Annotated in this window: 20 protein-coding genes; 9 read left to right on the top strand and 11 right to left on the bottom strand. The window is 39.3% G+C overall.

All coding sequences use genetic code 11. The annotated features are described in order from the left end of the window. Positions 1–16 precede the first annotated feature (16 nt). Positions 17–1,297, top strand: a complete 1,281-nt coding sequence (locus tag MMP72_RS10805; RefSeq protein WP_241317163.1) for an aspartate kinase — start codon at positions 17–19, stop codon at positions 1,295–1,297. A 236-nt stretch (positions 1,298–1,533) separates the two neighbouring features. After that, the gene (gene csrA / locus MMP72_RS10800) at positions 1,534–1,803 is read left to right on the top strand and encodes a carbon storage regulator CsrA (protein WP_241317160.1); all 270 of its coding nucleotides are present in this window, start codon (positions 1,534–1,536) and stop codon (positions 1,801–1,803) included. Between the two features lie 77 nt (positions 1,804–1,880). On the opposite strand, the gene rnhB is transcribed toward csrA, so the two are convergent. Next, a complete protein-coding gene (rnhB, locus tag MMP72_RS10795) occupies positions 1,881–2,450 on the bottom strand; it encodes a ribonuclease HII (protein WP_241317158.1) in 570 nt (189 codons plus the stop codon). A 41-nt stretch (positions 2,451–2,491) separates the two neighbouring features. After that, positions 2,492–2,875 carry a hypothetical protein gene (locus tag MMP72_RS10790; protein ID WP_241317156.1) on the bottom strand — a complete coding sequence of 128 codons (384 nt, stop codon included), beginning with the start codon at positions 2,873–2,875 and terminating at the stop codon, positions 2,492–2,494. Between the two features lie 221 nt (positions 2,876–3,096). Here MMP72_RS10790 and MMP72_RS10785 point away from each other — a divergent pair, with 221 nt between their 5' ends. Beyond that, positions 3,097–3,651 (top strand): cytochrome b, encoded by a 555-nt coding sequence (locus MMP72_RS10785; RefSeq protein WP_241317155.1) that lies wholly within the window; start codon positions 3,097–3,099, stop codon positions 3,649–3,651. Positions 3,652–3,692: 41 nt separating this feature from the next. Here the strand turns inward: MMP72_RS10785 and MMP72_RS10780 are convergent, their stop codons facing one another. The 4 genes from MMP72_RS10780 to MMP72_RS10765 form a co-directional block, all read right to left on the bottom strand. Continuing rightward, the gene (locus tag MMP72_RS10780) at positions 3,693–4,691 is read right to left on the bottom strand and encodes an adenosine deaminase (protein WP_241317152.1); all 999 of its coding nucleotides are present in this window, start codon (positions 4,689–4,691) and stop codon (positions 3,693–3,695) included. 124 nt (positions 4,692–4,815) lie between these two features. Beyond that, positions 4,816–6,135, bottom strand: a complete 1,320-nt coding sequence (locus tag MMP72_RS10775) for an NCS2 family permease (protein ID WP_241317150.1) — start codon at positions 6,133–6,135, stop codon at positions 4,816–4,818. A gap of 325 nt (positions 6,136–6,460) precedes the next feature. Beyond that, complete coding sequence (locus MMP72_RS10770) at positions 6,461–6,646, bottom strand: hypothetical protein (RefSeq protein WP_241317148.1); 186 nt, start codon at positions 6,644–6,646, stop codon at positions 6,461–6,463. 329 nt (positions 6,647–6,975) lie between these two features. Then, positions 6,976–9,189, bottom strand: coding sequence for a TonB-dependent siderophore receptor (locus MMP72_RS10765; protein WP_241317146.1), 2,214 nt, complete (start codon positions 9,187–9,189; stop codon positions 6,976–6,978). A gap of 542 nt (positions 9,190–9,731) precedes the next feature. On the opposite strand from MMP72_RS10765, the gene MMP72_RS10760 reads away from it, so the two are divergent. Beyond that, complete coding sequence (locus MMP72_RS10760; RefSeq protein WP_241317144.1) at positions 9,732–11,795, top strand: TonB-dependent receptor; 2,064 nt, start codon at positions 9,732–9,734, stop codon at positions 11,793–11,795. A gap of 132 nt (positions 11,796–11,927) precedes the next feature. Further along, on the top strand, positions 11,928–12,149 hold the full coding sequence (locus MMP72_RS10755) for a DUF6500 family protein (protein ID WP_241317142.1): 222 nt from the start codon (positions 11,928–11,930) through the stop codon (positions 12,147–12,149). A gap of 17 nt (positions 12,150–12,166) precedes the next feature. Here MMP72_RS10755 and MMP72_RS10750 read toward each other — a convergent pair whose 3' ends face one another. The 3 genes from MMP72_RS10750 to MMP72_RS10740 are packed head-to-tail and all read right to left on the bottom strand — an operon-like array spanning position 12,167 to position 15,851. After that, positions 12,167–13,645, bottom strand: coding sequence for a sulfite reductase flavoprotein subunit alpha (locus MMP72_RS10750; RefSeq protein WP_241317140.1), 1,479 nt, complete (start codon positions 13,643–13,645; stop codon positions 12,167–12,169). A gap of 9 nt (positions 13,646–13,654) precedes the next feature. Continuing rightward, on the bottom strand, positions 13,655–14,245 hold the full coding sequence (locus MMP72_RS10745) for a PepSY-associated TM helix domain-containing protein (protein ID WP_241317138.1): 591 nt from the start codon (positions 14,243–14,245) through the stop codon (positions 13,655–13,657). Positions 14,246–14,279: 34 nt separating this feature from the next. Then, positions 14,280–15,851, bottom strand: coding sequence for a DUF2271 domain-containing protein (locus MMP72_RS10740; protein ID WP_241317136.1), 1,572 nt, complete (start codon positions 15,849–15,851; stop codon positions 14,280–14,282). Positions 15,852–15,951: 100 nt separating this feature from the next. On the opposite strand from MMP72_RS10740, the gene MMP72_RS10735 reads away from it, so the two are divergent. The 3 genes from MMP72_RS10735 (at position 15,952) to MMP72_RS10725 (ending at position 18,669) form a co-directional block, all read left to right on the top strand. Then, positions 15,952–16,839: a DUF4198 domain-containing protein gene (locus tag MMP72_RS10735; protein WP_241317261.1), complete on the top strand. Its 888-nt coding sequence runs from the start codon at positions 15,952–15,954 to the stop codon at positions 16,837–16,839. Between the two features lie 114 nt (positions 16,840–16,953). Continuing rightward, the gene (locus tag MMP72_RS10730; protein ID WP_241317134.1) at positions 16,954–17,949 is read left to right on the top strand and encodes an AraC family transcriptional regulator; all 996 of its coding nucleotides are present in this window, start codon (positions 16,954–16,956) and stop codon (positions 17,947–17,949) included. 96 nt (positions 17,950–18,045) lie between these two features. Next, positions 18,046–18,669, top strand: a complete 624-nt coding sequence (locus tag MMP72_RS10725) for a sterol desaturase family protein (protein ID WP_241317132.1) — start codon at positions 18,046–18,048, stop codon at positions 18,667–18,669. 81 nt (positions 18,670–18,750) lie between these two features. On the opposite strand, the gene MMP72_RS10720 is transcribed toward MMP72_RS10725, so the two are convergent. Beyond that, complete coding sequence (locus MMP72_RS10720) at positions 18,751–19,083, bottom strand: multidrug efflux SMR transporter (RefSeq protein WP_241317130.1); 333 nt, start codon at positions 19,081–19,083, stop codon at positions 18,751–18,753. A 111-nt stretch (positions 19,084–19,194) separates the two neighbouring features. Continuing rightward, complete coding sequence (gene mnmG, locus MMP72_RS10715; RefSeq protein WP_241317128.1) at positions 19,195–21,075, bottom strand: tRNA uridine-5-carboxymethylaminomethyl(34) synthesis enzyme MnmG; 1,881 nt, start codon at positions 21,073–21,075, stop codon at positions 19,195–19,197. 250 nt (positions 21,076–21,325) lie between these two features. Between mnmG and MMP72_RS10710 the strand changes: the two genes are divergently transcribed. Next, positions 21,326–21,721, top strand: a complete 396-nt coding sequence (locus tag MMP72_RS10710) for a hypothetical protein (RefSeq protein WP_241317126.1) — start codon at positions 21,326–21,328, stop codon at positions 21,719–21,721. Positions 21,722–21,912 lie beyond the last annotated feature (191 nt).

The raw sequence follows: 21,912 nt of genomic DNA, 5'->3' as shown, positions 1-21,912 counted from the left end.
CTTATATGGAATAACTATGGCTTTAATCGTTCAAAAATATGGCGGTACTTCGATGGGTACTCCTGAGCGCATTTTAAATGTTGCTCATCGTGTCAAGCGTTGGCATGATCATGGTCACAAAGTGGTCGTGGTCGTGTCTGCAATGAGTGGTGAAACCAACCGCTTACTTGCGCTTGCAAAAGCCATTACCAGCACCCCTGACCCTCGTGAACTTGATCAGATGGTGTCAACGGGTGAACAAGTAACGATTTCCATGTTAGCTATGGCACTAAATTCAATTGGTGTAGACGCTAAATCATATACTGGTCGTCAAGTTGGTATTAAAACGGATAGCGCATTTACCAAGGCGCGTATTGAATCAATTGATACCGATATCATGACCCAAGACCTAGATGCTGGTCGTGTATTGGTTGTCGCTGGTTTTCAGGGTTTTGATGCGAATGGCAATACCACAACTTTAGGTCGTGGTGGTTCAGATACTTCTGGTGTAGCCCTTGCTGCCGCATTAAAAGCTGATGAATGCCAAATCTATACCGATGTCGATGGTGTTTATACCACTGACCCTCGTGTTGCACCTAAAGCAAAGAAAATTGATCGTATTTCTTTTGAAGAAATGCTGGAAATGGCATCTTTAGGTTCAAAAGTTTTACAAATTCGCTCTGTTGAATTCGCAGGTAAATATCAAGTTCCATTGCGCGTATTATCAAGTTTTGACAATGATGATGATGGTGTTTTTGATGAAGAATTCAAACAAAATGTAGGCACACTAATTACCACTGAGGCGGAAGACGATATGGAACAACCAATTATCGCAGGTATTGCATTTAACCGTGACGAAGCAAAATTAACGATTTTGGGTGTTCCTGACGAACCAGGTATTGCGTCTAAAATCTTGTCACCAATCAGTAATGCCAATATCGAAGTGGATATGATTATCCAAAATGTAGAAGAAGATGGAACAACTGATTTTACTTTTACTGTGAACCGTAATGATCTTGCTAAAGCTAAAGCTATTTTAGATCAAACAGCGAGTAGCATTGAAGGATGTGAAGTTGTAACGCGTGATGATATTGTTAAAGTATCTATCGTTGGTGTTGGCATGCGCTCTCATGCTGGCGTTGCAAGCAAAATGTTCACAGCATTGGCTGAAGAAAGCATTAATATTCTCATGATTTCTACCTCAGAAATTAAAGTTTCTGTCATCATTGAAGAAAACTATCTTGAGTTAGCAGTTCGTTGTTTACATACAGCTTTTGGTTTAGACCGCGAACACGGCGAAAGTAGTGTACGTGCTTAATTAATAGCTAGTTAAACATATTTACTTTCATGTAAATAGTAAAAAAAACAGAGCCACTATAGTTTTTTTTATAGTGGCTCTGTTATATTAGCCTTGAGGTTTTTAAGAAAGTTCTCACAAAACTTACGAAAAAAATTTTTTTACATATTTTTGTTAGAATTTTCTGTATATTAGGCTGTGCTTTCAAACAATGAATTCCCTGTCGCAAGTTTTAAGCGTTTAGCAAGGAGATAAACATGCTGATTCTGACCCGTCGTGTCGGAGAAACATTAATGATTGGGGATCAAGTCAGTGTTACTGTGCTTGGCGTAAAAGGCAATCAGGTGCGTATTGGTGTAAATGCTCCAAAAGAAGTCTCTGTGCATCGTGAGGAAATTTACCAACGTATCCAACATGAACGTGCCATGCATGAGCATTTACAACATCTTGATCAAGACTATCAACATCCTTCTTATGAAGAAGAGAATACTACCGATTTCACTCAACATAATAATTTTAATCGTTGATATGAAAAACTCTTCTCAAATAATTAAAGCGACTCATCTGAGTCGCTTTAATTATTTTTACGCTACGTATTCTTCATTTAAGCTAAGCCCAAAGCTTTTTTAACAGGCCCATAACTGCGACGATGTTCATCAATAACACCGTGAGCCGCAATTGCCTCAAAATGTGCTTTGGTTGGATATCCCTTATGCTTGGCAAAACCAAAAGCAGGATATTGCTGATCTAAGACATGCATTTGGCGATCACGGGTAACTTTCGCCAGAATACTGGCTGCACTAATTTCTGCATGACTCGCATCACCGCCCACAATTGCTTCACATGGAATGGTGATTCCTTTCGGAATTTGGTTGCCATCTACAATAACTTTCATCGGCTGCGTTGTTAACGTTTCAACGGCTCTGCGCATCGCCAAAAAAGTTGCCTGTAAAATATTAAACTCATCAATTTCATGATGATTTGCTTCAGCAATTGACCACGCAATCGCCTTTTCTTGTATCTCTAAAAAAAGTTTTTCGCGCTTTTTTTCCGTCAACTTTTTAGAGTCATTTAGACCCTCAATTGGATTGTTCGGATCCAAGATCACAGCAGCAGCGACGACAGAACCCACAAGTGGCCCACGCCCCGCCTCATCGACACCAGCAATAAACATATTCAAACTCTCAAAAAGGCTGATGAATCAGCCTTATCTTTTTAACCTGCTTTCTTTAAGGTTTCAGCAACACATGCATTTACTGTTTGTGAAACAATTTGAGTCACAATCGTAGCACGTGCAGTGGGATCAATTGCTGCTGTTGCTAATTCTATTGCAGTAACACTATTCGGTGCTTTTTCACTTACACAACCACAAACCTCAGTCTGAATATTTTCACGTTGTTCTGTAGTCATTAAACGAGTTGCAGTTTTCCATGCTGGTAAAGCATTAATTTCATTTATACATTTTGCATTTACAGCAACCTTTAACGCAGCCATACCCAATTGCTGAGACGTTGTTCCAACCGAGTTGTTCCCATCTGGGGTAACACATCCTGTTAAGGCTAAAACAATAGGGGCAACAATAAGCACCAACTTTTTCATGATTTCTAACCTGTATCTAAATTTTGGCAGGCGTATTGTGCCTAAATGAAAAACTTTATGATATGACTGAACGAGCACTTTACATAATATAACAGTTATCATTTTCTATTTTCGGCTTGACCGTTCTAACTATAAAACGCTCTGTTACATTTACACTGTATGAGGAATAAATAGTGATAATTAAAATCAAATGACTCATATATCACAGCTAGGATGTTGCGATGTCAACCTCAGCACAATACTACACACGCACAGCACAAGTTTTGCATTGGCTCATGGCTGCTATTTTTATTGTCGCTTGGCTTATCGGCTTTTATAGCGGCAATTTTCTCAGCTATGACGTTGATGGTAGTTTTAAAGGAAGCGTAATTACATTACATAAAAATATCGCAACTATAATTATCTTCTTAGTTGTCATTCGTATTTTTTGGCGTTACACCCATCCCGTCCCACAATTACCAAACACCATGTCACCGATGATGAAAACTCTGGCGCATGTTGGGCATTTCTTACTTTATTTAATGCTTTTGACTCTACCCATTACAGGTTGTTTATTTAGTTGGAGTGCTGGACACCCTGCCCCAGTTTTATATTTATTTGAAATACCCCGCTTAGTTCAAGACAATCCTGAGCTTTTGGCAATCGTCAAACCCTTACATATTTATATCTCTTGGTTTGCTGGCTTACTCATTGTTGGACATGCTTTAGCAGCGATTAAACATCATTTTATTGATAAAGATAACGTCTTACTGAGTATGTTACGTCGCCCGAAGTAAAGATTGATCATAAAAAAACCGCTTTACGCGGTTTTTTTAATTTAGATTTTCTTTACTTCTTCAATCCACTTTTGCTTGTCTTCATCAGAAATAAATGAAGCCTCAAAAGAGTTGATTGCGAGTTGTTTTAATTCATCATGGCTTAAGTCTAAAGCCTGTTGAATCGCAACGAAGTTATCATTCATATAACCACCGAAATACGAAGGGTCATCTGAATTTACTGTCACATGAACGCCCTTTTGCAGTAAGCGACGGATATTGTGTTCTTTCATATCATTGACCACACACAACTTTAAATTGCTGAGTGGGCAAACCGTTAAAGGCATCTTCTCGTCAATTAGGCGAGCCATTAACAGCTCATCTTCTTCAGAACGTACACCATGATCAATACGATTGACTTTGAGCAAATCCAGGGCTTCCCAGATATATTCTGGAGGTCCTTCTTCACCGGCATGTGCAACAATCAAGAAACCTGCTTCACGTGCTTTGGCAAACACGCGCTCAAATTTCGCTGGCGGATGCCCAACTTCACTTGAATCTAGCCCCACTGCGATAATGTCATCTTTAAATGGCAATGCTTGCACAAGCGTCTCAAAGGCTTTCTCTTCGCTTAAATGGCGTAAGAAACACATGATTAACTGTGAGCTAATCCCTAGTTTCTCTTTTGCATCTGTACAAGCACGTTTTAAACCTGCAATGACGATCGCAAACTCGACACCACGCTCAGTGTGCGTTTGTGGGTCGAAGAACATTTCTGTATGAACCACACGATCTTCAGCACATTTTTCAAAATATGCCCAAGCCAAATCATAAAAATCTTGTTCATGCACAAGCACATTTGCGCCTGCATAATAAATATCTAAGAATGATTGAAGATTATGAAAGTTATAAGCTTGCTTCACTTCTTCAACAGATTGGTAAGGAATCTGAATCTGATTACGCTGTGCAATTGCAAACATCAGTTCTGGTTCAAAAGTCCCTTCAATATGCACATGCAACTCGGCTTTGGGTAAAGCACGAATCAGCTCGACTTGATTCATATTAACTCCACGTCTAAAGAAAAAAGGGTGTTGCCAAAATGGGTACACCCCTTTTTATGATTCTCTTTGAAAAATGAGCTGCGATAAAAGCAGCTCAAAAAAGAGAATGTTAAAAATACTGAGCTTAACCGCCAAATGCAGCAAACTTAAATACCCATAGTGCAGCAATGATCCAAACCATATACGGAACTGTTTTTGCCTTGCCAGTAAGTAGTTTAACCAATGCATAGCTAATAAAACCCATTGCGATACCATCCGCAATTGAATAGGTAAATGGCATAAATACAATGGTTAAAAATGCTGGAACAGCCTCAGTGATATCATCCCAATCAATATGAGTGATGCCCTGAATCATTAACACACCAATAAATAATAATGCTGGTGCAGTCGCAAAACCTGGTACAGATTGCGCAAGTGGCGCTAGAAATAAACATCCGACAAATAATACAGCAACCACAACAGCCGTTAAACCTGTACGTCCACCCGCTGCTACACCAGAAGCCGATTCAATATAAGGCGTCGTTGATGAAGTACCCAATGCCGCACCCGCCACAATCGCACTAGAATCAGCAAACAATGCTTTTTTCAAACGTGGTAATTTACCATCTTTCAACAAACCAGCGCGATGAGAAACCCCGACCAAAGTTCCCGTACTGTCAAATAAGTCAACAATAAAGAAAACAAAAATAACCCCAATCATGCTTGCAGTAAATAAGCCTTCAAAGTCCATTTGCATAAAGGTCGGCGCTAGAGACGGAACTTGACCAACAACACCTTTAAACTCATTTAGGCCCAAAGCGGTTGCTATCGCAGTAATGACTAAAATACTGATGATGATCGCACCACGGATTTTAAACTGGTGTAACACCACAATCATTAAAAAGCCAAATAAAGCCAACAATACAGACGGTTGCTTAATATCGCCTAAACCCACCAAGGTTGCTGGATTATCAACAATAATACCTGCATTTTTTAGCGCAATTAAGGCAAGGAATAAACCAATACCACCACCAATGGCTAACTTCAGTGACATCGGAATTGCATTCACAATCGCTTCACGAATCTTCATAAAGCTAATCGCTAAAAATACGATCCCTGAAATAAACACCGCAGCCAAAGCAGTTTCCCAAGGAACGCCCATACCTAAACAAACAGAATAGGTAAAATATGCATTCAACCCCATACCAGGTGCGAGTGCAATTGGATAGTTTGCAATTAACCCCATCACTAAACAGCCAATTGCAGCAGCCAAACAGGTAGCAACAAATACGGCACCATGATCCATTCCTGTTTCAGAAAGAATCATTGGATTTACAATAATGATGTAACACATGGTCAAAAATGTAGTTACACCTGCTAGAACTTCCGTTCTAAAGTTGGTTTTGTTTTCACTTAATTTAAATAAGCGTTCTAACAAACCAGCCGAAGCATTAGGCATTGCCATAATAGCACCTGTCAAAATCTAAGATCGTAGGAGATGAAATATACCTTTGTGTTTCAAATATTTTTTGAATTTAAACCAAAAGGTATACAAAGCTAAAAGCAATCTATATGCCAGCTTGATACGTGTTACATCTAAAACATGGATAAAATCGAATTCCGCAATCAAAAATATAAAAAGCCGCATGAGAAGATGCAGCTTTTTATTTAATGGTAAATATTTTAACAGATTCTATTGAAAACTTGACTATCAAAAATTAAAAAAGAACATTTGGTCACAAGCTACAATGCATCAAATTGGACCATCTAAGCATCACGATATTCAGACACTAATGACTCGGTTTTAGTGTAGGTAAATTTGTATGTGGACTATGCTGAATCTCATTCAAACTATGCTCAGCATCATGAACAATTTTCATAAGCTCTTGGCGTTTCTTCATTTGGGCATCAACATATGTTGAATAACCCAAGATACCGATGGCGAATATGAGTAATAGTATAAGTAGTATCTTCATTATTATTATCTCTGCTTCACAGTTTTCTTTAACGTTAACAAAGAATGTGAAACATTATACTCTTTTAAGGATAAATGGCGAATTTAACGTCATTACAACGTCATTCATTATCGCAATTTTACGACCTTATCATTGTGCTTATACACAATAAGATAATTAGCACGGAGTTTTTATATTTATGATTTTCAATTATATAGAAACTATAAGTTTTATTATTTCAGTTCAAATGAACAATACTCGAGGTATTTCCCGACTTATACACTGTTACATATTAAAAAGAGCACCTTTGCGTAATCTAAGGTGCTCTTTAATGGTATTAAATTAACTTATTAGAACTGGTAATTTAAACGTAGCAAGAAATTGCGTGGCGTTCCTGGCATAGTTGGATCTCTCCAATATTCCTTATCAGTAATGTTATTTACAGCGAGAGTTGCTCCCCAACGTTCATCTTTATAACCAATTGCTGCATCTAAACGTGTCCAACTATCAATTTTGGCTGTATTTGCATCATTTGTATAAAAAGAACCAACATATGTTGCACCTAACTCACCATACACTTTCTCTATAGGTAAATATCGGATAAATAAATTACCTGTATTTTCTGAAACTTTAGCCAATTGGTTATCTTTCAAACGAGATGCTTCTGCTACATTACTTCGCACATCTTTCGTCCATTTCGCATCGGTATAACCATAGCCACCCCGAACAAATAAATTATCAAGGACTCTGCCAATGAAACTGAACTCCACCCCTTTAGAACGTTGTTGCTGACCAACTTCCCAATTTTCAGGAAATTCTGTAGCATTTGGACGATAGCGAATATTGTTCTTCGTAATATCATAAATAGAGAATTGAGTATTTAGCCTCTCATTAAACCAATCACTTTTAACACCAATTTCATATTGTTCATTGTATTGTGGCTCAGCGTCATAAACACTTGGATTTAAAGTTGGATCAATACTGATCATTCCTCGACCACCATACGGCGCAAAACTCTTACTATAAGAAGCATAAAAACTCTGACTCTCTACAGGTTGCCATACGAATCCTATATTTGGACTAAAAGTTTCACCATCGTATGACTTTTCTATACCAGTCATCATGTTACGGGTTTTGAACTCAAATTGGTCATAACGCGCTCCAAGCATCATTTTAATGGTTGAGGTTAGACTAATTAAATCTTGAATAAAAATAGCCCTATTTTCTGCATTATGCTGACTATAGGAGGTCATTGGTGTCCGACCAGTCGCTAGGCTAAATGACTCAGACACGTAATTATCATTGGGATTGTATGGATTAATATATCCGTAATATTTACCAGCATATTGACCACTAGAATAGTTTCCTAGTTTTGGATCACGGTCTTCGTGAGTCCAGTCACTTCCCACCATGATATTATGTTCAAATGAGCCAGTTTTGAATTTACCTGTAATATCAAAAGTATTCATCACAGTTTTATTCATGGTTTCTTGCCAAGCATAACTTTGACGAAGATAACCATTCCACTCACATGCAACAGGTTTGCTTTCTAAAGTTAAATTATTATCACAATACGTTCCACCAAAAAAATTATCAAAATTTTGATAGGCTTGACGATAGCTAGCAGCCCAGTGGAATTTCCAATCAGGCGCAAACTCATATTTCACATCTGTACGAACTGTCTGTAATTCGTCTTCAATAAAATCTGTACTCCGAGCAAAGGCATTTTTAATCGAAACTCCCTTTGGCAAATTTTCATATGATGGACCTCGATCTGGTGTCCGATCTAATTTATCGTAGGTATATTGAGTCGTCCAAAGTAACTTTTCATCATCGCTACGATATGTCACGCTAGGAGATATCATTTCTATTTGTGAACCAATACCTTTACGGAAACTATTGGTATCAGCTTTTTCTCCGGTCAAACGTATAGCCCAATTATCTGTAAGAACTTGATTTAAATCTAAAGTCCCACCAATATTTTCGTATGAACCTGCATAGATACCAACCGAACTCTTAGAATCAAAATTGGCAAACTTGGTGACCATATTGATTACACCACCACCTGCACCACGTCCATAAAGTACAGAAGCTGGTCCTTTTAAAATTTCAATACGCTCTACATTAGCGGTGCTGCGACGCAATTGACCACTTTCACGAACTCCATCGCGATAAATATCACCTTCATCAGCTTTAAAACCACGAAGTGAAATACCATCTCCACGAGTATCATAATTTGTTGATACGCCTGGCGTACCCTGTAACATGACGCTTAAATCATTTGAACCATAGATTTTGTACTTTTGAACATCAATCGTATCAATAGTTTGGGGAATATCTTTTTTCTTTAAACCGTTGCGCGTCACACTTGCCTGATCATAATCAATATAGCTTTTGATTGGATCAAGTTCACTCATCGCTTCAATCTTGATGGTTGGCATCACGGCTGTCGGTGCTACATTCACATCATTAGCAACTGCATACTGCGCTTGAAACACCATCATGGTTAACAAGCTAAATTTGAAGATCGGCTTGCGATACATATTCGAAGGTAAAAGACTCATAAAATTCCAAAAAACAGTTCAGACAAAAATTAAAAAAATAAATATTAAAAAAAACGATACAATTTTAATAAAAATAATTCTCATTTTCATCATATTTCGTATTAATTTTCAAACTACGGATTGTTTTTCATCCATTCAAGATTAAAAAGTCTAGTGAACGCTATTAAGGCTCAATTTTGTATTTTTACGTTGATTAATACTTTCTCATTCAATTAATTTTCTAGAGTATTTTGGTCTATATCACATCCCTACTTATTCTCAATAAAACACACCTATACACCTCCGCCACAAACTCCACTCGAACAAATTGGACACTGAGGAAAAGAGATTTTATCTGGGGACAGAGATCTTACAGATGATGACTAGAACTTAACTATTTATTTCTAATCTTGTTTGGGGTGCATTTAGATGTACCCCAACTTTTTATGTGCGTAAAAAAAGATGAATTCAAATGTTTATCCATTCAATATTCCATTTTTCTACACAATATTACATTAAGCTACACAAAACAATTTGATCTGGTCTCTTTTGGGGTATTGAAAATGAAGCATCCACGCGATTATGGAAAACTAAGTGTTCTCAGTTCTGCGCTATTCAGTATGAGTACCCCTCTTTTTGCAAATGATGTTGATCCCATTGCCACTTCTGTGGAACCAGTAACTCATGTACTACCAGCACTGAGCATTCATGCCACCGTAGATCCTCAAAAACAACAAGACGATGATATGAGTGCGGTACCAAAAACAATTATCAGCCGTGAAGAAATGCTCCAATATGGTGATCAAACGGTTATGGATGCATTACGTCGTGCTGCGGGTTTTCAATTACCAAGCTTTGGTCAAGGTCCCCGCGGTGGCGGTGGTGCTTCAGGTATGCGCTTTCGTGGGGGTGGCGCACCAACATTTTTGATTAATGGTGAACCTGTACAAGGTGGACCACGTGGTGGTATGTCTGTTATTGACACCATTACGTCTGAAATGATTGAACGGATCGAAGTTATAAAACAACCAAGTGTTGCTCAATCTTCAGTCGCTTCTTCAGCAGTCATTAATATTATTTTAAAAGAACCGCTGAACACTCGCTTAAATGGTACGGTTAAATTAGGTTATGGCTTACGCGATAGTGAGCAGCAAGAATCCGAACGAAAGCAAATCAATATCCAAGCAGATGGTCGTGAAAACCAGTGGTCTTATAGTATCTCCGCCAATCAAATGTGGATTGATAACACCTCAATTTCAAAAACCGAATCTGAAACGGGGACACGCGAAAATTTACGCACTGTAAATCGCAGCATGCAAATGTTTTCACCACGTTTACAATATGATTTAGACGATCAACAAAAATTAATTGCTGAGTTATTTTATCGCAATACCAAAATGGAAGGATACTCAGCTAATCAAATACAAGATGATAAAAATGACAGTATTCGTCTGAATACGCGCTATGAGCGTAAAGACAAAGACCTCAGTGACAAAATCCGCTTATCTGTAGAACGTCAAACAGAAACTCAGCTAACACGTTCCACTCAAGATCGAATTTATACGGATGAAAGCATTAATGAATATGGTCTGGCTTATGATGGCGTAAGAAAACTGGATGCAAATCGTCAAATCAAATTTGGCTTTGATTCTCGTCTGAATGAACTCGATAGCAATGTTAGTAAAAGCCTCAATGAACAACGTTATGCTGCTTATGGCGAAGGAAGCTGGCGTTTTACCAACCACCAAACGATTACTTTAGGGGCAAGACAAGAGTGGGTAAATCGTTCAGGTTTAGTTGATTATCAAGATCAACATTTAAGTCCTGTACTCGCCTATCGACTTAACCTAACCGATCAGTGGTCGATTCAAAGTAATTTAAGTCAAGCTTTCCGTAGTCCCAAATCAGACCGTTTGATTTCTAATGTAACTGTTTCAACAGATAGTGATGCAGGCTCATTAAACAATCCTGATCGCGGGGGGAATCCGAACCTCAAAGCAGAAAAAATCCGTGCTGTTGAATCAACACTTGCATACGATTCTGCTAGTGGTGGCGTGAGTTTCACGGCCTATCATCGTGAAATTAAAGACTATATCGAAAGAGTCATCGCGCTTGAAGACACTCGCTATGTGGAGCGCCCACAAAACCAAGATAAAGCCACGACCTATGGGATTGAACTTTCTGGACGCTATGCATTAAAACAAACTGATGCAGGTCATTCATTTATGTTGAATGGACAAGTGTCTAGCATCCGCGCCAAGATCGAAGATGGACAGCAAAATGAACGTCTGGTAAGTGATGTTGCACCGTACAACGCAACCACAGGTTTGTCTTATAGTTTTAAACCTTGGCAAGTTTCTAGCAGTGCCAATGTCAGCTACACGCCAAAATTTACACGTGCTTTAGATGGTCAACCTTATGATCGAACCACCAATGAACGTTTTAGTCTGAATCTAAGTGCAACCAAACGTTTTACAGAGGGTTGGGCAGCAAGTTTAAACCTAAACAATGTGCTCAGCACAGATTATAAAGAACGCTTAACCCATCAATCTGATGGTCGCCTATATCAAGCAAGAAGCAACGAAAATATTCCTAGCTTTCAATTCACACTTGAAAAAAAGTTCTAATATGAACCTTATCCTAAAAGTAGCTTGATAACTCAATGCCAGTGATCAAAAAACACTGGCATTTTTCAAATATAAGAACGATTGACTGATATGATAGATGCGATTTATTTCGTGAAAATGCGAGAGCGCTAAATGAGAGCTGAACTAAAAGCAAAAATCTTGCAGATTTGCGATGAGAAAATTGAGAAAAAAGGCAGTAATGTTGGACTATCTTTCTATGCTTTTTTCGCCAACAAAAATGATGATCCTGAGCGCCTGATGGAAGCAGCGCACTGGTGGATTATGGAACATAAATTAGATCATTTTGAGAAAGCCACAAAGATCAAAGCGCTGATCTTAAAACAGTCAACTTAGAATCCAGAATATAGCTCCTAGTAAACATCACGTTGATAGCGTTGTTCCCGTTTAAGTTGTTGTAATTGCTCAGTACCTAGAATCTCTTGTAGTACCTGATCAACACCGCTCGCCATCCCTTTTAAACTACCACAAACGTAAATCGCTGCACCTTGTGCAATCCATTCTTGTAAATGAGATGATTGTTGTCTTAAACGATCTTGTACATAGATCTTTTCTGATTGATCACGAGAGAAGGCATAATCAACTTGTGCTAAGAAACCTTGTTGCTGCCAATACTCTATTTCAGCATGATATAAATGATCAAATTGCTGTTGTCTCTCACCAAAAATAAGCCAATTTTTCTGATGCCCCCAATATTCTCTTTGACGCAAATGTGCAACCAAACCCGCAATACCTGTACCATTACCGATTAAAATTAAGGGTTTGTCATCCTGTCTCAAATGGAAACTTGGATTATTGTGTATAGATGCTTGAACAAGTTGATCTTGCTCCAAACCGATCGTTAACCAACCAGAGCCTAAACCAAAACCAGCTTCAGAACGTTGTTGTCTCACCACCAATTCAATCAGACCTTGTTCAGCTAAACTGGCAATTGAATACTCACGCTGAGGGAGTAACTCAAACTGTTCGATCCACTCAGCAAATGGACGATCTTCTCGGCTGGGACATTTTCTTAAATTTAATTTACGTAATTTAGCAACAAAATCATCTGAGCATTCCTGCTGCTGCTGAGATTTTAAAAAGTGCTGAATTTCCGCACTGTCATTTTCACACTGGATTTCTAAAATATCACCCGATGACCACTGCAAATTTTGATCAGCAATCAACTGAACTTTATAAATTGCTTCGCCAGTTCCACCTTCATTTAAACACTGGCGATGGGCGAATTTTAATGCAACTCTTGCTTTCTCGGTCTGAATTGTCTTGAATTTCGTTGAAGTTAATTGCTCTAAACCGCATAGCCATTGTTCTAAATCATCGCTATTCAGTTGATCGACCAATACTGTCGGAAATAAAACGTGGGCATCGCGCTGCAATAACCAGTGTTCAAGTCTTTTTCCAAACTGACAGAAATTTGAATAACGTCTATCACCCAAAGCCAAGACGGCAAAAGATAAATGCGATAAATCTAGAGACTGAGCAAGAATTTTATGTACAAAATCTTGAGCAGTGTCAGGTGCATCACCCTCTCCATACGTACTCACCACCCACAATATCGTACTCGGCTGCTGTAAATGTTGCTGATTGAGTTGCTGAATATCCAACAACTCAACTTTTTCTTCATGGATGATTTTTAATTGTTCAGCAGTATGTTTAGCCCAAGTCTCTGCTTGGCCAGTTTGACTGGCATAAACGACTAAATATTGTTGTGCTGTGACGTCAGTATCGATACGACTCGACAACTGCCGCCAGAATAAATAAATAATAATGAATAGATGCAGTAACAATAGAAACAGTAATGCACACATTACCAAGAACAATGCCTGAGTCATGCTACCACATTACACCGCTGACCAAATAAGCAGAGTAATGAGCGCTAAACTCACAGCCGTGAGCGTTAAATGCGTCAACAAGCGAGTTTTTAAAGTTAAAAACAGAATATACCCAGCCAGCGATAATAACACGATGATTACCGCACTAATATCAATTAACCAGCTCCATCCAGCCCCGACATTCTTACCACGGTGTAAATCATTCAACAATGAAACTGTCGATGCTGGCTTCATCGTGATTTCAGCTTCTGCTGTATCCAAAAGTACCCAGATATCAGTTGAACCCGCAGGACTATCGAGACGAATCATCACTTCACCGTCCAATATTTCACTGCTCTGATAACGCCCAACCAAAGACTGCTGTTGGCGTAAATAATCTAGGATGATTTGCGTGGGGTTTTCTTGCTCAACAATTGTCTGCATCAACGGTTCAGGTAAAATAATGGTATTACTTTGTTCCTGTTGTGCAGGTTTAAACCACTCTGGATGATTTAATAACAGCCCTGTCACTGAGAAGAAAATAAGCGCAATAAAGGCAAAAGCGGAGAGCCAGCCATGCACATAACGTGCATGGCGGTAAAAATCACGGCGTTGATACAAGAGACAAGCCCCATTGATTTAGTGGTGAATCGACTTAGATACCACGTTGGAAATTCAGTTTAAGTGTACCAATTTCAGCTTGAGCTGGCAGTGTCTTATTGACGGCTTTTGGCGCAACATCCAATTCAAAAGTTTGATATGAACGATCACCATGCTCACGTGAAGTTTCGATGTGAATCACATACTGCCCAGCCTTAACCACTTTTCCTTGATCATCTTTTCCATCCCAAGCTAATTTATATTGTCCTGGTTGACGAGATGGTTTGGCAACTGCATCTAAATTTTGCATCTGACGACCATAACGACGCCACCACACATAATTAGAGTTGATCCATTTTTCATCATTGCCCCATACAGCAAGTGTACGTACCAACTTTTTATCAACATCAGTCACCCAAATCGAAACATAAGGCGCTCGGTATTTCTCGACTGCAAGCTTTGGAATATTTACTTCCAACTGTGCCTGATAGCCTTTTGGCCAAGCTGTCGCATCACCGCTGGCAGCCACATGACGCATGATTGCAGGTTGATTTGCATCCAATAACGATGACCAACCTGAGCTTTGATAATGTGTACCATCACGTGTGACAAGCTGCGCTTCATAGCCAACTAACTGCTCAATCAATTGCATGCCATCATGCGGTGCCATTGCCGTCAAAGCTGTTGCTAATGCATCTGAATCGGCAGCACATTGTCCAACAACGACACATTGTTCGACCTGCTGTATTGGCATACCCGTTTGTGGATTGAGCAAATGTGACTGTCCAGCAAGTTGGCGATAGCCCTGACCACTAAATGCGACAGCCTGATCTTTAATATTTAGAATTTGTGCAGGTGGCGCATTATCAAAATGTTCATTTGGATTTTGTATTCCAATCTTCCAAGCAGTTTGGTTTGGTGATTGCCCCCAAACGCGCATATCCCCACCAATATCAATCAAGATCCCTTGTAAATGTGGCACGGCTTGTTTTGCAGCAATTAAAGCACGATCAATTACATAACCTTTTGCATATGCATCTGGAACAATATCAATGGCTGAGTTTGTGATTATCTGTTTGGTGTGTGGATTTAATTCAATACTTTGCGTCTTAAGCTGCTGTAGTAATGTTTCTTGGGTATTGTCATCCAAGCGTTGAACATCATTACTTTGTTCCCAGAGTTGGATCAATTGCCCTAAACGTGCATCAAAACCACCGCATGTTGCACTACGCCATTGCTCACAAGCAGCAATTACATCATAAAGTTCTGATGAAGCAGAAATTTGTCGCTCACGATTCAACTGACTGATTTCACTATCATCACGCCACACTGATAAAATTTGATCCAATCGAGCAATCTCTATTTGAATGGCTTGTAAAGCTTTTTCTGCATCCTGCTGCTCAGATGTGGTCACAATCACATCGAGTGAAGTTCCTAAGATATGGTCTTGGTGAAAACGATAACTTGGTGCTTGCGCATCTGTAGTAATAACCTGTGGGGTGATTGCTGAATCAGTTGTAGGTACAGTCGCCTGTACGGGAGAAACCATTATTGCCATTGCAGCCATCAGTGGAGATAAACGAAAAACCAAATTGATTGGACGAAGTAATACAACACCTGATGACATAGCTTTAACTCCCAAATTTAGTAAAAATAATATTGCAATTGATACTCGTTATCAAGTAGATTGTTAAAATCTTTTATCTATTTGTAAGCTGAGGTATATGATGCGTCATTTACTGACCATTTCGTTATTATCTGTGTTACCTATTTTAAGCCATGCCCATACGGCTAGCCCATTTATATTACCAGAAGTATTCGATAGTAAATCCGATAACGTCAGTTTCCAAAGTGGTATAACTATAGAAAAGTTCTTTGTGCCTAGCCGTAATTTTAAAACGAGCTATCAAATAACAGCACCCAATGGTCATACTCAGCAAGTGAACGCAGCTGCCGAACTTAAAGCTTTTAATATTGCTGAATTTAGTCTTGATGGCGAAGGGACATATCGTATTCGCACACAAAATGCCACTGGCAACCCAAGCAAATATGCACTGGTTGATGGTCGCTGGTTACGTGTTCGCGCACCTCGCCCTGCCAATGCCAACCCAATGCCACAACAAGCAAATACTGAACAAAAAGCTCCTGCTCAAGCACCAAGCAATCAACCACCTCGCTTCATTACCGAAGATAAAATCCCAGCAAAAGCGAAAACAGCACAAACGATCAATCATTATATTGCTGAAAGCTTTGTCACTAAAGGCAAGCCGAGCGCTATTCCAGCAGTGAGCAACAAAGGTTTCGAGCTTAAATTTATTACACATCCAAATGAACTTTATGCAGGCGAAGCATTAAAAGCAGTCGTGTTAATGAATGGTAAACCAGTACCGAACGTTGAATTTGATATTTTCAAAGGTGCAAGCAATTACACGGCAAATGAAAGACGTGAACTTCCACATGTTAAAACCAATGCAAAAGGTGAATTAGACATTAAATTAGAACAAGCGGGTATCTATTTAATTACCACAGCTTATCCTGAAGCAAATAGTGATAACACTAAGCCGCCTATCGCTGAAAGTTATACCTACAGCGTGACAGTAGAAGTGACTGAATAAGCACATCAGGCACTTACTTGATTGTGAGTGCCTTTCCTTTTATTCGATATTCTCCATTTCTATCCTAAAAAGAACAGCGTATATTGTTTTAAAACTTATATTTACTTTGTTTATATGCTTTCTCGAAAAACCAGTGATGCAGGCATCTTTTTATGGATGGTTTATCAAACCATGCAAAAGATGAATTTAGATGCAGCCGCTATCTTTGCCAGCGTTCACTTACCTGACCAACCACCTGATAAATTCGTCCGTCGTGATAATGCTACTCAACAACGCTTTTGGCGCGCTGCGGAGCATTTTAGTCAAGATCAGGATATTGGATTACATGTAGGTAGCAATGTTCCGCCCTTTCGGGGACAAGTGATTGAATATCTTTTTCTCAGTAGCCCGACCTTTGGTGAGGGATTACAACGCACTATTCGCTATCAAGCATTACTCACCGATGCGATGTCTTTTAAACTGGAATTTGACGAAAAGACGGTCTCAATTTCAGGACTCAATCACCCTGTCAGACATTATTTAGAATGTGCGATTGGTATTTTGCTTAATTTCTTTAAATATATCAGTGACGATACTTTTACAGCTTCTGAAATTTGGCTCCCTTACACTGAAGGTGCCAAGCATGAAGAATATCAAAAAGTCTGGGGATGTAATGTCAAACTTGGAACGGAAGGTCGTATTTGCTTTGATGCAAGATTATTAAACTATCCCTCACCTGCTTATGAACCCGAACTACTCAAAATCCATGAACACCATGCCGCCTCACAACTTGAACTGTTACAGAAACACCAACTTGTAGATGAAATAGAAAAGATTTTAGCCAGTGGCTTATTGGAATCCGGTGAATTTGATCAGAATATTGTTGCTAGACGATTAAACCGTAGTGCCCGTAGTTTAAGAGCAGATTTACAGCTTTTAAATACCAGCTATGAAAAAGTGATTGCACAATATCGTGAACGACTTGCTCGACGCTTACTCTCTCAGACCCAAGAGTCAATTGATCAAATTGTGTATCTCACGGGGTTTTCTGAACCATCTGCTTTTTCCAGAGCATTTAAACGCTGGACTGGTGAAACACCTACTGCCTATCGACAACGAAAACAACAATAATTTGATTTGATCGGCAGATTAAATCTGCCAGTTCAGTCAAAAAAATTCATCATTAAGTTTATAAAATCTGATTCATGTTTTATGAGGTAACCTCACATGATCGGTTTTCCAGTAGGTATTTTTGTTGCAAATGGCATGGAATGGTATTTTCATAAAGTATGGCTACATGAGTTCCCAAGTAAAAATAGAAACAGTCCATTCTTTACACATATTGCACATCATAAACGTGCGCGTTTAAATGGCTTCCATGACGAAGGCTACGCTGAGTCGATGTTTAAAAATTCTGAAATGTATAATGAAAAATCAGCATTAATAGGCCTAGCTGCTGCATCAACTATTTTTCTACCCATTGCACCCTTCTTTACAGCAGGTTTGTACTACGGCATTTGGAATTATTGGAGCGTCCACGCCAAATCACATTTAGATCCAGAGTACGCCCAAAAACGCATCCCTTGGCACTATGATCACCACATGACCAGCAACCAAAATGCAAACTGGTGCGTAACTCGCCCTTGGTTCGATTACATCATGGGAACACGCGTGATGACCGATGCCTCTGTCACAGAAACAAATCCGCTCGGAATAGAAATGCCGCTGTGGTTAGAGAAAAGAGTGAATAAAATAGCACGTCGCTTACTGCCTAAAGCCTATGCAAAAATTGATGCGAATTCTAAACTTGACCAATGCAATTTACGTCAAGGGATTGAAGTGGCTTTATAAATGTCGGTGTATTGGCCTGACTGTTGATTAGAAAATATTTTATCAAACCGAGCTATCACTTTAGCTCGGTTTTTTATTCAACTAATGTGCACTCGTTTTTGACAGCAAATTTAATATCAGTACGCCACTCATAATCAATACAATACCCACTATACCCCAGACATCTAGTTTTTGGTCAAATACGATCCAAGCCACAGCTGAGATGAGGACAATTCCCAACCCAGACCAAATCGCATAAGCAATACCAACTGGAATGGTTTTTAAAGTCAAAGACAAACAATAAAAAGCAATCATATAACCCAAAACAACCACAATTGAAGCAAGCGGTTTAGTAAAACCCTCACTACTTTTTAAGGCTGAAGTTGCAATCACTTCTGCAATAATTGCGATGAATAAAAACATCCAATTCTTCATTAATTTATATACCTAGCCCAGCACATATTGAATAGTAAGATATGAGACTCAAAGAAAAACACCCTTTTTGGTAAAAGGGTGTTTTTAGTATCTATCTTTTATAGCAAAAAATTACGCTGATTTCTTCGCCATATTATTTTTACGAATGGTGATCATCACCAACTGAACTGCGGCTGGGGTCACGCCCGGAATACGATTGGCTTGAGCCAATGTTTCGGGACGAACGGTTTTCAATTTCTGGGTAATTTCACGAGATAAGCCCGAGACAATATCATAATCAAAATCAGCAGGAATCTTGGTTTCCTCAAGACGTTTTAACTGTGCAACATCTTCATGTTGACGATTAATATAGCCTTGATATTTTACCGCAATTTCGATCTGCTCACCCACATGCTGAGCCACATCCGAGCCTGTCAATTCTGCAATTTGGCTGAAATCAATATTTGGACGTTTCAGTAAATCAATTGCGCTGCACTCTTTACTCAAATCAGCACCCGTCATCTCAACGAATTTTTTACCCATTGGGTTATTTGGTGCTGCCCATAAGTGCTGTAAACGAGAAGTTTCACGTTCAACTGCTTCCATTTTCTCGCTATATGCAGCCCAACGCTCATCATCCACCAAACCAAGTTCACGACCAATCGGCGTTAAACGTTGATCCGCATTGTCTTCACGCAACATCAAACGATATTCCGCGCGTGAGGTGAACATACGATATGGCTCTTTAGTACCTAAAGTGATTAAGTCGTCAACCAATACCCCCATATAGGCTTGATCACGTTTTGGTGTCCATTCTTCTTGTTCCCAAGCACGGCGTGCCGCATTTAAGCCGGCAAGCAAACCTTGTGCGCCAGCTTCTTCATAACCTGTTGTACCGTTAATCTGACCCGCAAAATACAAGTTCTGGATGGCTTTGGTTTCAAGGGTAAATTTCAATGCTTGTGGATTAAAGTAGTCATATTCAATCGCATAACCAGGACGCAAAATATGCGCATTTTCCATACCACGAATCGAACGAACCAAATTGAACTGAACATCAAAAGGCAATGAAGTCGAGATACCATTTGGGTAAAGCTCATGGGTATCCAAGCCTTCAGGCTCCAAGAAAACCTGATGTGAATCTTTATCTGCAAAACGATGAATTTTATCTTCAATCGATGGACAGTAACGAGGCCCAACACCTTCAATCACACCTGTATACATCGGTGAACGATCCAAACCACCACGAATAATCTCATGGGTTTTTTCACTGGTATGCGTAATATAACAATTCACTTGTTCTGGGTGCATCGACACATCACCCATAAAGGACATCACAGGAGATGGGAAATCGCCCGGTTGCGCAGTCATAACAGAAAAGTCAACTGTACGCGCATCAATACGTGGTGGCGTACCTGTTTTCAAACGACCTACTGGTAATTTAAGTTCACGTAAACGCTGTGCCAATGCAATTGATGGCGGATCACCTGCGCGGCCACCACTTGAGTTTTGTAAACCAATATGAATCACACCACCCAAGAAAGTTCCTGTCGTCAATACCACCGTTTTGGTATCAAAACGAATCCCCATTTGCGTGACGACACCTTTAACCGTATCACCCTCAACAATCAGATCATCTGCCGCTTGCTGGAAAATATCCAAGTTCGCTTGGTTTTCTAAAATATGACGAATCGCAGCTTTAAAACGTACTCGGTCAGCCTGCGCACGTGTAGCACGAACCGCTGCACCTTTACGAGAATTTAAAATACGGAATTGAATACCACCTTTATCCGCAGCCAGTGCCATTGCACCGCCCAGCGCATCAATTTCACGGACCAGATGTGATTTACCAATACCACCAATCGCAGGGTTACAGCTCATCTGCCCCAAAGTTTCAATATTATGCGTCAACAATAATGTTTGTCTTCCCATACGTGCAGCCGCAAGCGCCGCTTCCGTACCAGCGTGACCGCCACCAATTACGATAACGTCGTAAACTTTAGGATAGTGCATAGTGGTAAATGTGTATTCAAAAAATGACAGAGCATTATACAGGATTTTCCCTGTTATTTGAAAAAAAGCAGTGAGATTGTTACTGCTTACAAAAGATTGATAAGACTACAGAAGACACAAAAAGAAACTTTATGTTGCATTTTCCCTGTACTTTTAACAAAGTGCTCCAAAATCGCTAACCTGATCACCACTGTTTTATCTCAGAATATTTCTATCCTAAACATACAGAACAAATACTTAGGAAAATGAAATGAACTCGAAGCTCTTACTAACATCATTCATCTGTAGTTTATGTTTTACTGTAACGGCTCAAGCAAATGCCAAAACTTCTGCTGATCAACTGACTCAAAAGTATCAGCAAGTGTGTAAAGGTAAAAAACAAGGTGATGCGATTTCATTTGCCTACAAAGGTGTTGTTTTTAACGGCGCTTGTGAAAGTGATGAAAATGGCAAGTTAAGCTTCCAGCCTCCTACTCCTGCATCAGAAGCACCACCAGAAACACAAAGTAAAATTTCAGAAACTCAATCTGAACCACGCCCTGTCAGTTCACCTACGGATGAAATACCAGTAGAAGCAGTACCAGCCGAACTTGCTGCGCCAATCGAAAATACCGAACAACCAATTCTGAACCAAGAAGCACCTTAAATCTATTCAAGTGCTTGAATGAATATCCAAGAAAGGATGCCGCGTTATGTGGCATCCTTTCTTATTTTTAAATACTGAATTCCAAAAAACCACATAGATTTCATCTTAAAATTGTAATCTGTCTATTTTATAGGCCCTTTAATAAGTCTGAATCCATTACAATATTCCCAAATACATTTACTTAGGTTGTC

The organism is Acinetobacter sp. NIPH 2699 (assembly GCF_022549355.1).
Taxonomy (GTDB): Bacteria; Pseudomonadota; Gammaproteobacteria; order Pseudomonadales; family Moraxellaceae; genus Acinetobacter.
Note: the sequence above shows the minus strand (reverse complement) of the source record. Positions and strands in the feature narration are given on the sequence as shown.

Bases quoted from the DNA above. Each gene is read 5' to 3' on its own strand.
- MMP72_RS10805 (WP_241317163.1), top strand. From the start codon at position 17: ATGGCTTTAATCGTTCAAAAATATGGCGGTACTTCGATGGGTACTCCT.
- csrA (WP_241317160.1), top strand. From the start codon at position 1,534: ATGCTGATTCTGACCCGTCGTGTCGGAGAAACATTAATGATTGGGGAT.
- rnhB (WP_241317158.1), bottom strand. From the start codon at position 2,450: ATGTTTATTGCTGGTGTCGATGAGGCGGGGCGTGGGCCACTTGTGGGT.
- MMP72_RS10790 (WP_241317156.1), bottom strand. From the start codon at position 2,875: ATGAAAAAGTTGGTGCTTATTGTTGCCCCTATTGTTTTAGCCTTAACA.
- MMP72_RS10785 (WP_241317155.1), top strand. From the start codon at position 3,097: ATGTCAACCTCAGCACAATACTACACACGCACAGCACAAGTTTTGCAT.
- MMP72_RS10780 (WP_241317152.1), bottom strand. From the start codon at position 4,691: ATGAATCAAGTCGAGCTGATTCGTGCTTTACCCAAAGCCGAGTTGCAT.
- MMP72_RS10775 (WP_241317150.1), bottom strand. From the start codon at position 6,135: ATGGCAATGCCTAATGCTTCGGCTGGTTTGTTAGAACGCTTATTTAAA.
- MMP72_RS10770 (WP_241317148.1), bottom strand. From the start codon at position 6,646: ATGAAGATACTACTTATACTATTACTCATATTCGCCATCGGTATCTTG.
- MMP72_RS10765 (WP_241317146.1), bottom strand. From the start codon at position 9,189: ATGAGTCTTTTACCTTCGAATATGTATCGCAAGCCGATCTTCAAATTT.
- MMP72_RS10760 (WP_241317144.1), top strand. From the start codon at position 9,732: ATGAAGCATCCACGCGATTATGGAAAACTAAGTGTTCTCAGTTCTGCG.
- MMP72_RS10755 (WP_241317142.1), top strand. From the start codon at position 11,928: ATGAGAGCTGAACTAAAAGCAAAAATCTTGCAGATTTGCGATGAGAAA.
- MMP72_RS10750 (WP_241317140.1), bottom strand. From the start codon at position 13,645: ATGACTCAGGCATTGTTCTTGGTAATGTGTGCATTACTGTTTCTATTG.
- MMP72_RS10740 (WP_241317136.1), bottom strand. From the start codon at position 15,851: ATGTCATCAGGTGTTGTATTACTTCGTCCAATCAATTTGGTTTTTCGT.
- MMP72_RS10735 (WP_241317261.1), top strand. From the start codon at position 15,952: ATGCGTCATTTACTGACCATTTCGTTATTATCTGTGTTACCTATTTTA.
- MMP72_RS10730 (WP_241317134.1), top strand. From the start codon at position 16,954: ATGCTTTCTCGAAAAACCAGTGATGCAGGCATCTTTTTATGGATGGTT.
- MMP72_RS10725 (WP_241317132.1), top strand. From the start codon at position 18,046: ATGATCGGTTTTCCAGTAGGTATTTTTGTTGCAAATGGCATGGAATGG.
- MMP72_RS10720 (WP_241317130.1), bottom strand. From the start codon at position 19,083: ATGAAGAATTGGATGTTTTTATTCATCGCAATTATTGCAGAAGTGATT.
- mnmG (WP_241317128.1), bottom strand. From the start codon at position 21,075: ATGCACTATCCTAAAGTTTACGACGTTATCGTAATTGGTGGCGGTCAC.
- MMP72_RS10710 (WP_241317126.1), top strand. From the start codon at position 21,326: ATGAACTCGAAGCTCTTACTAACATCATTCATCTGTAGTTTATGTTTT.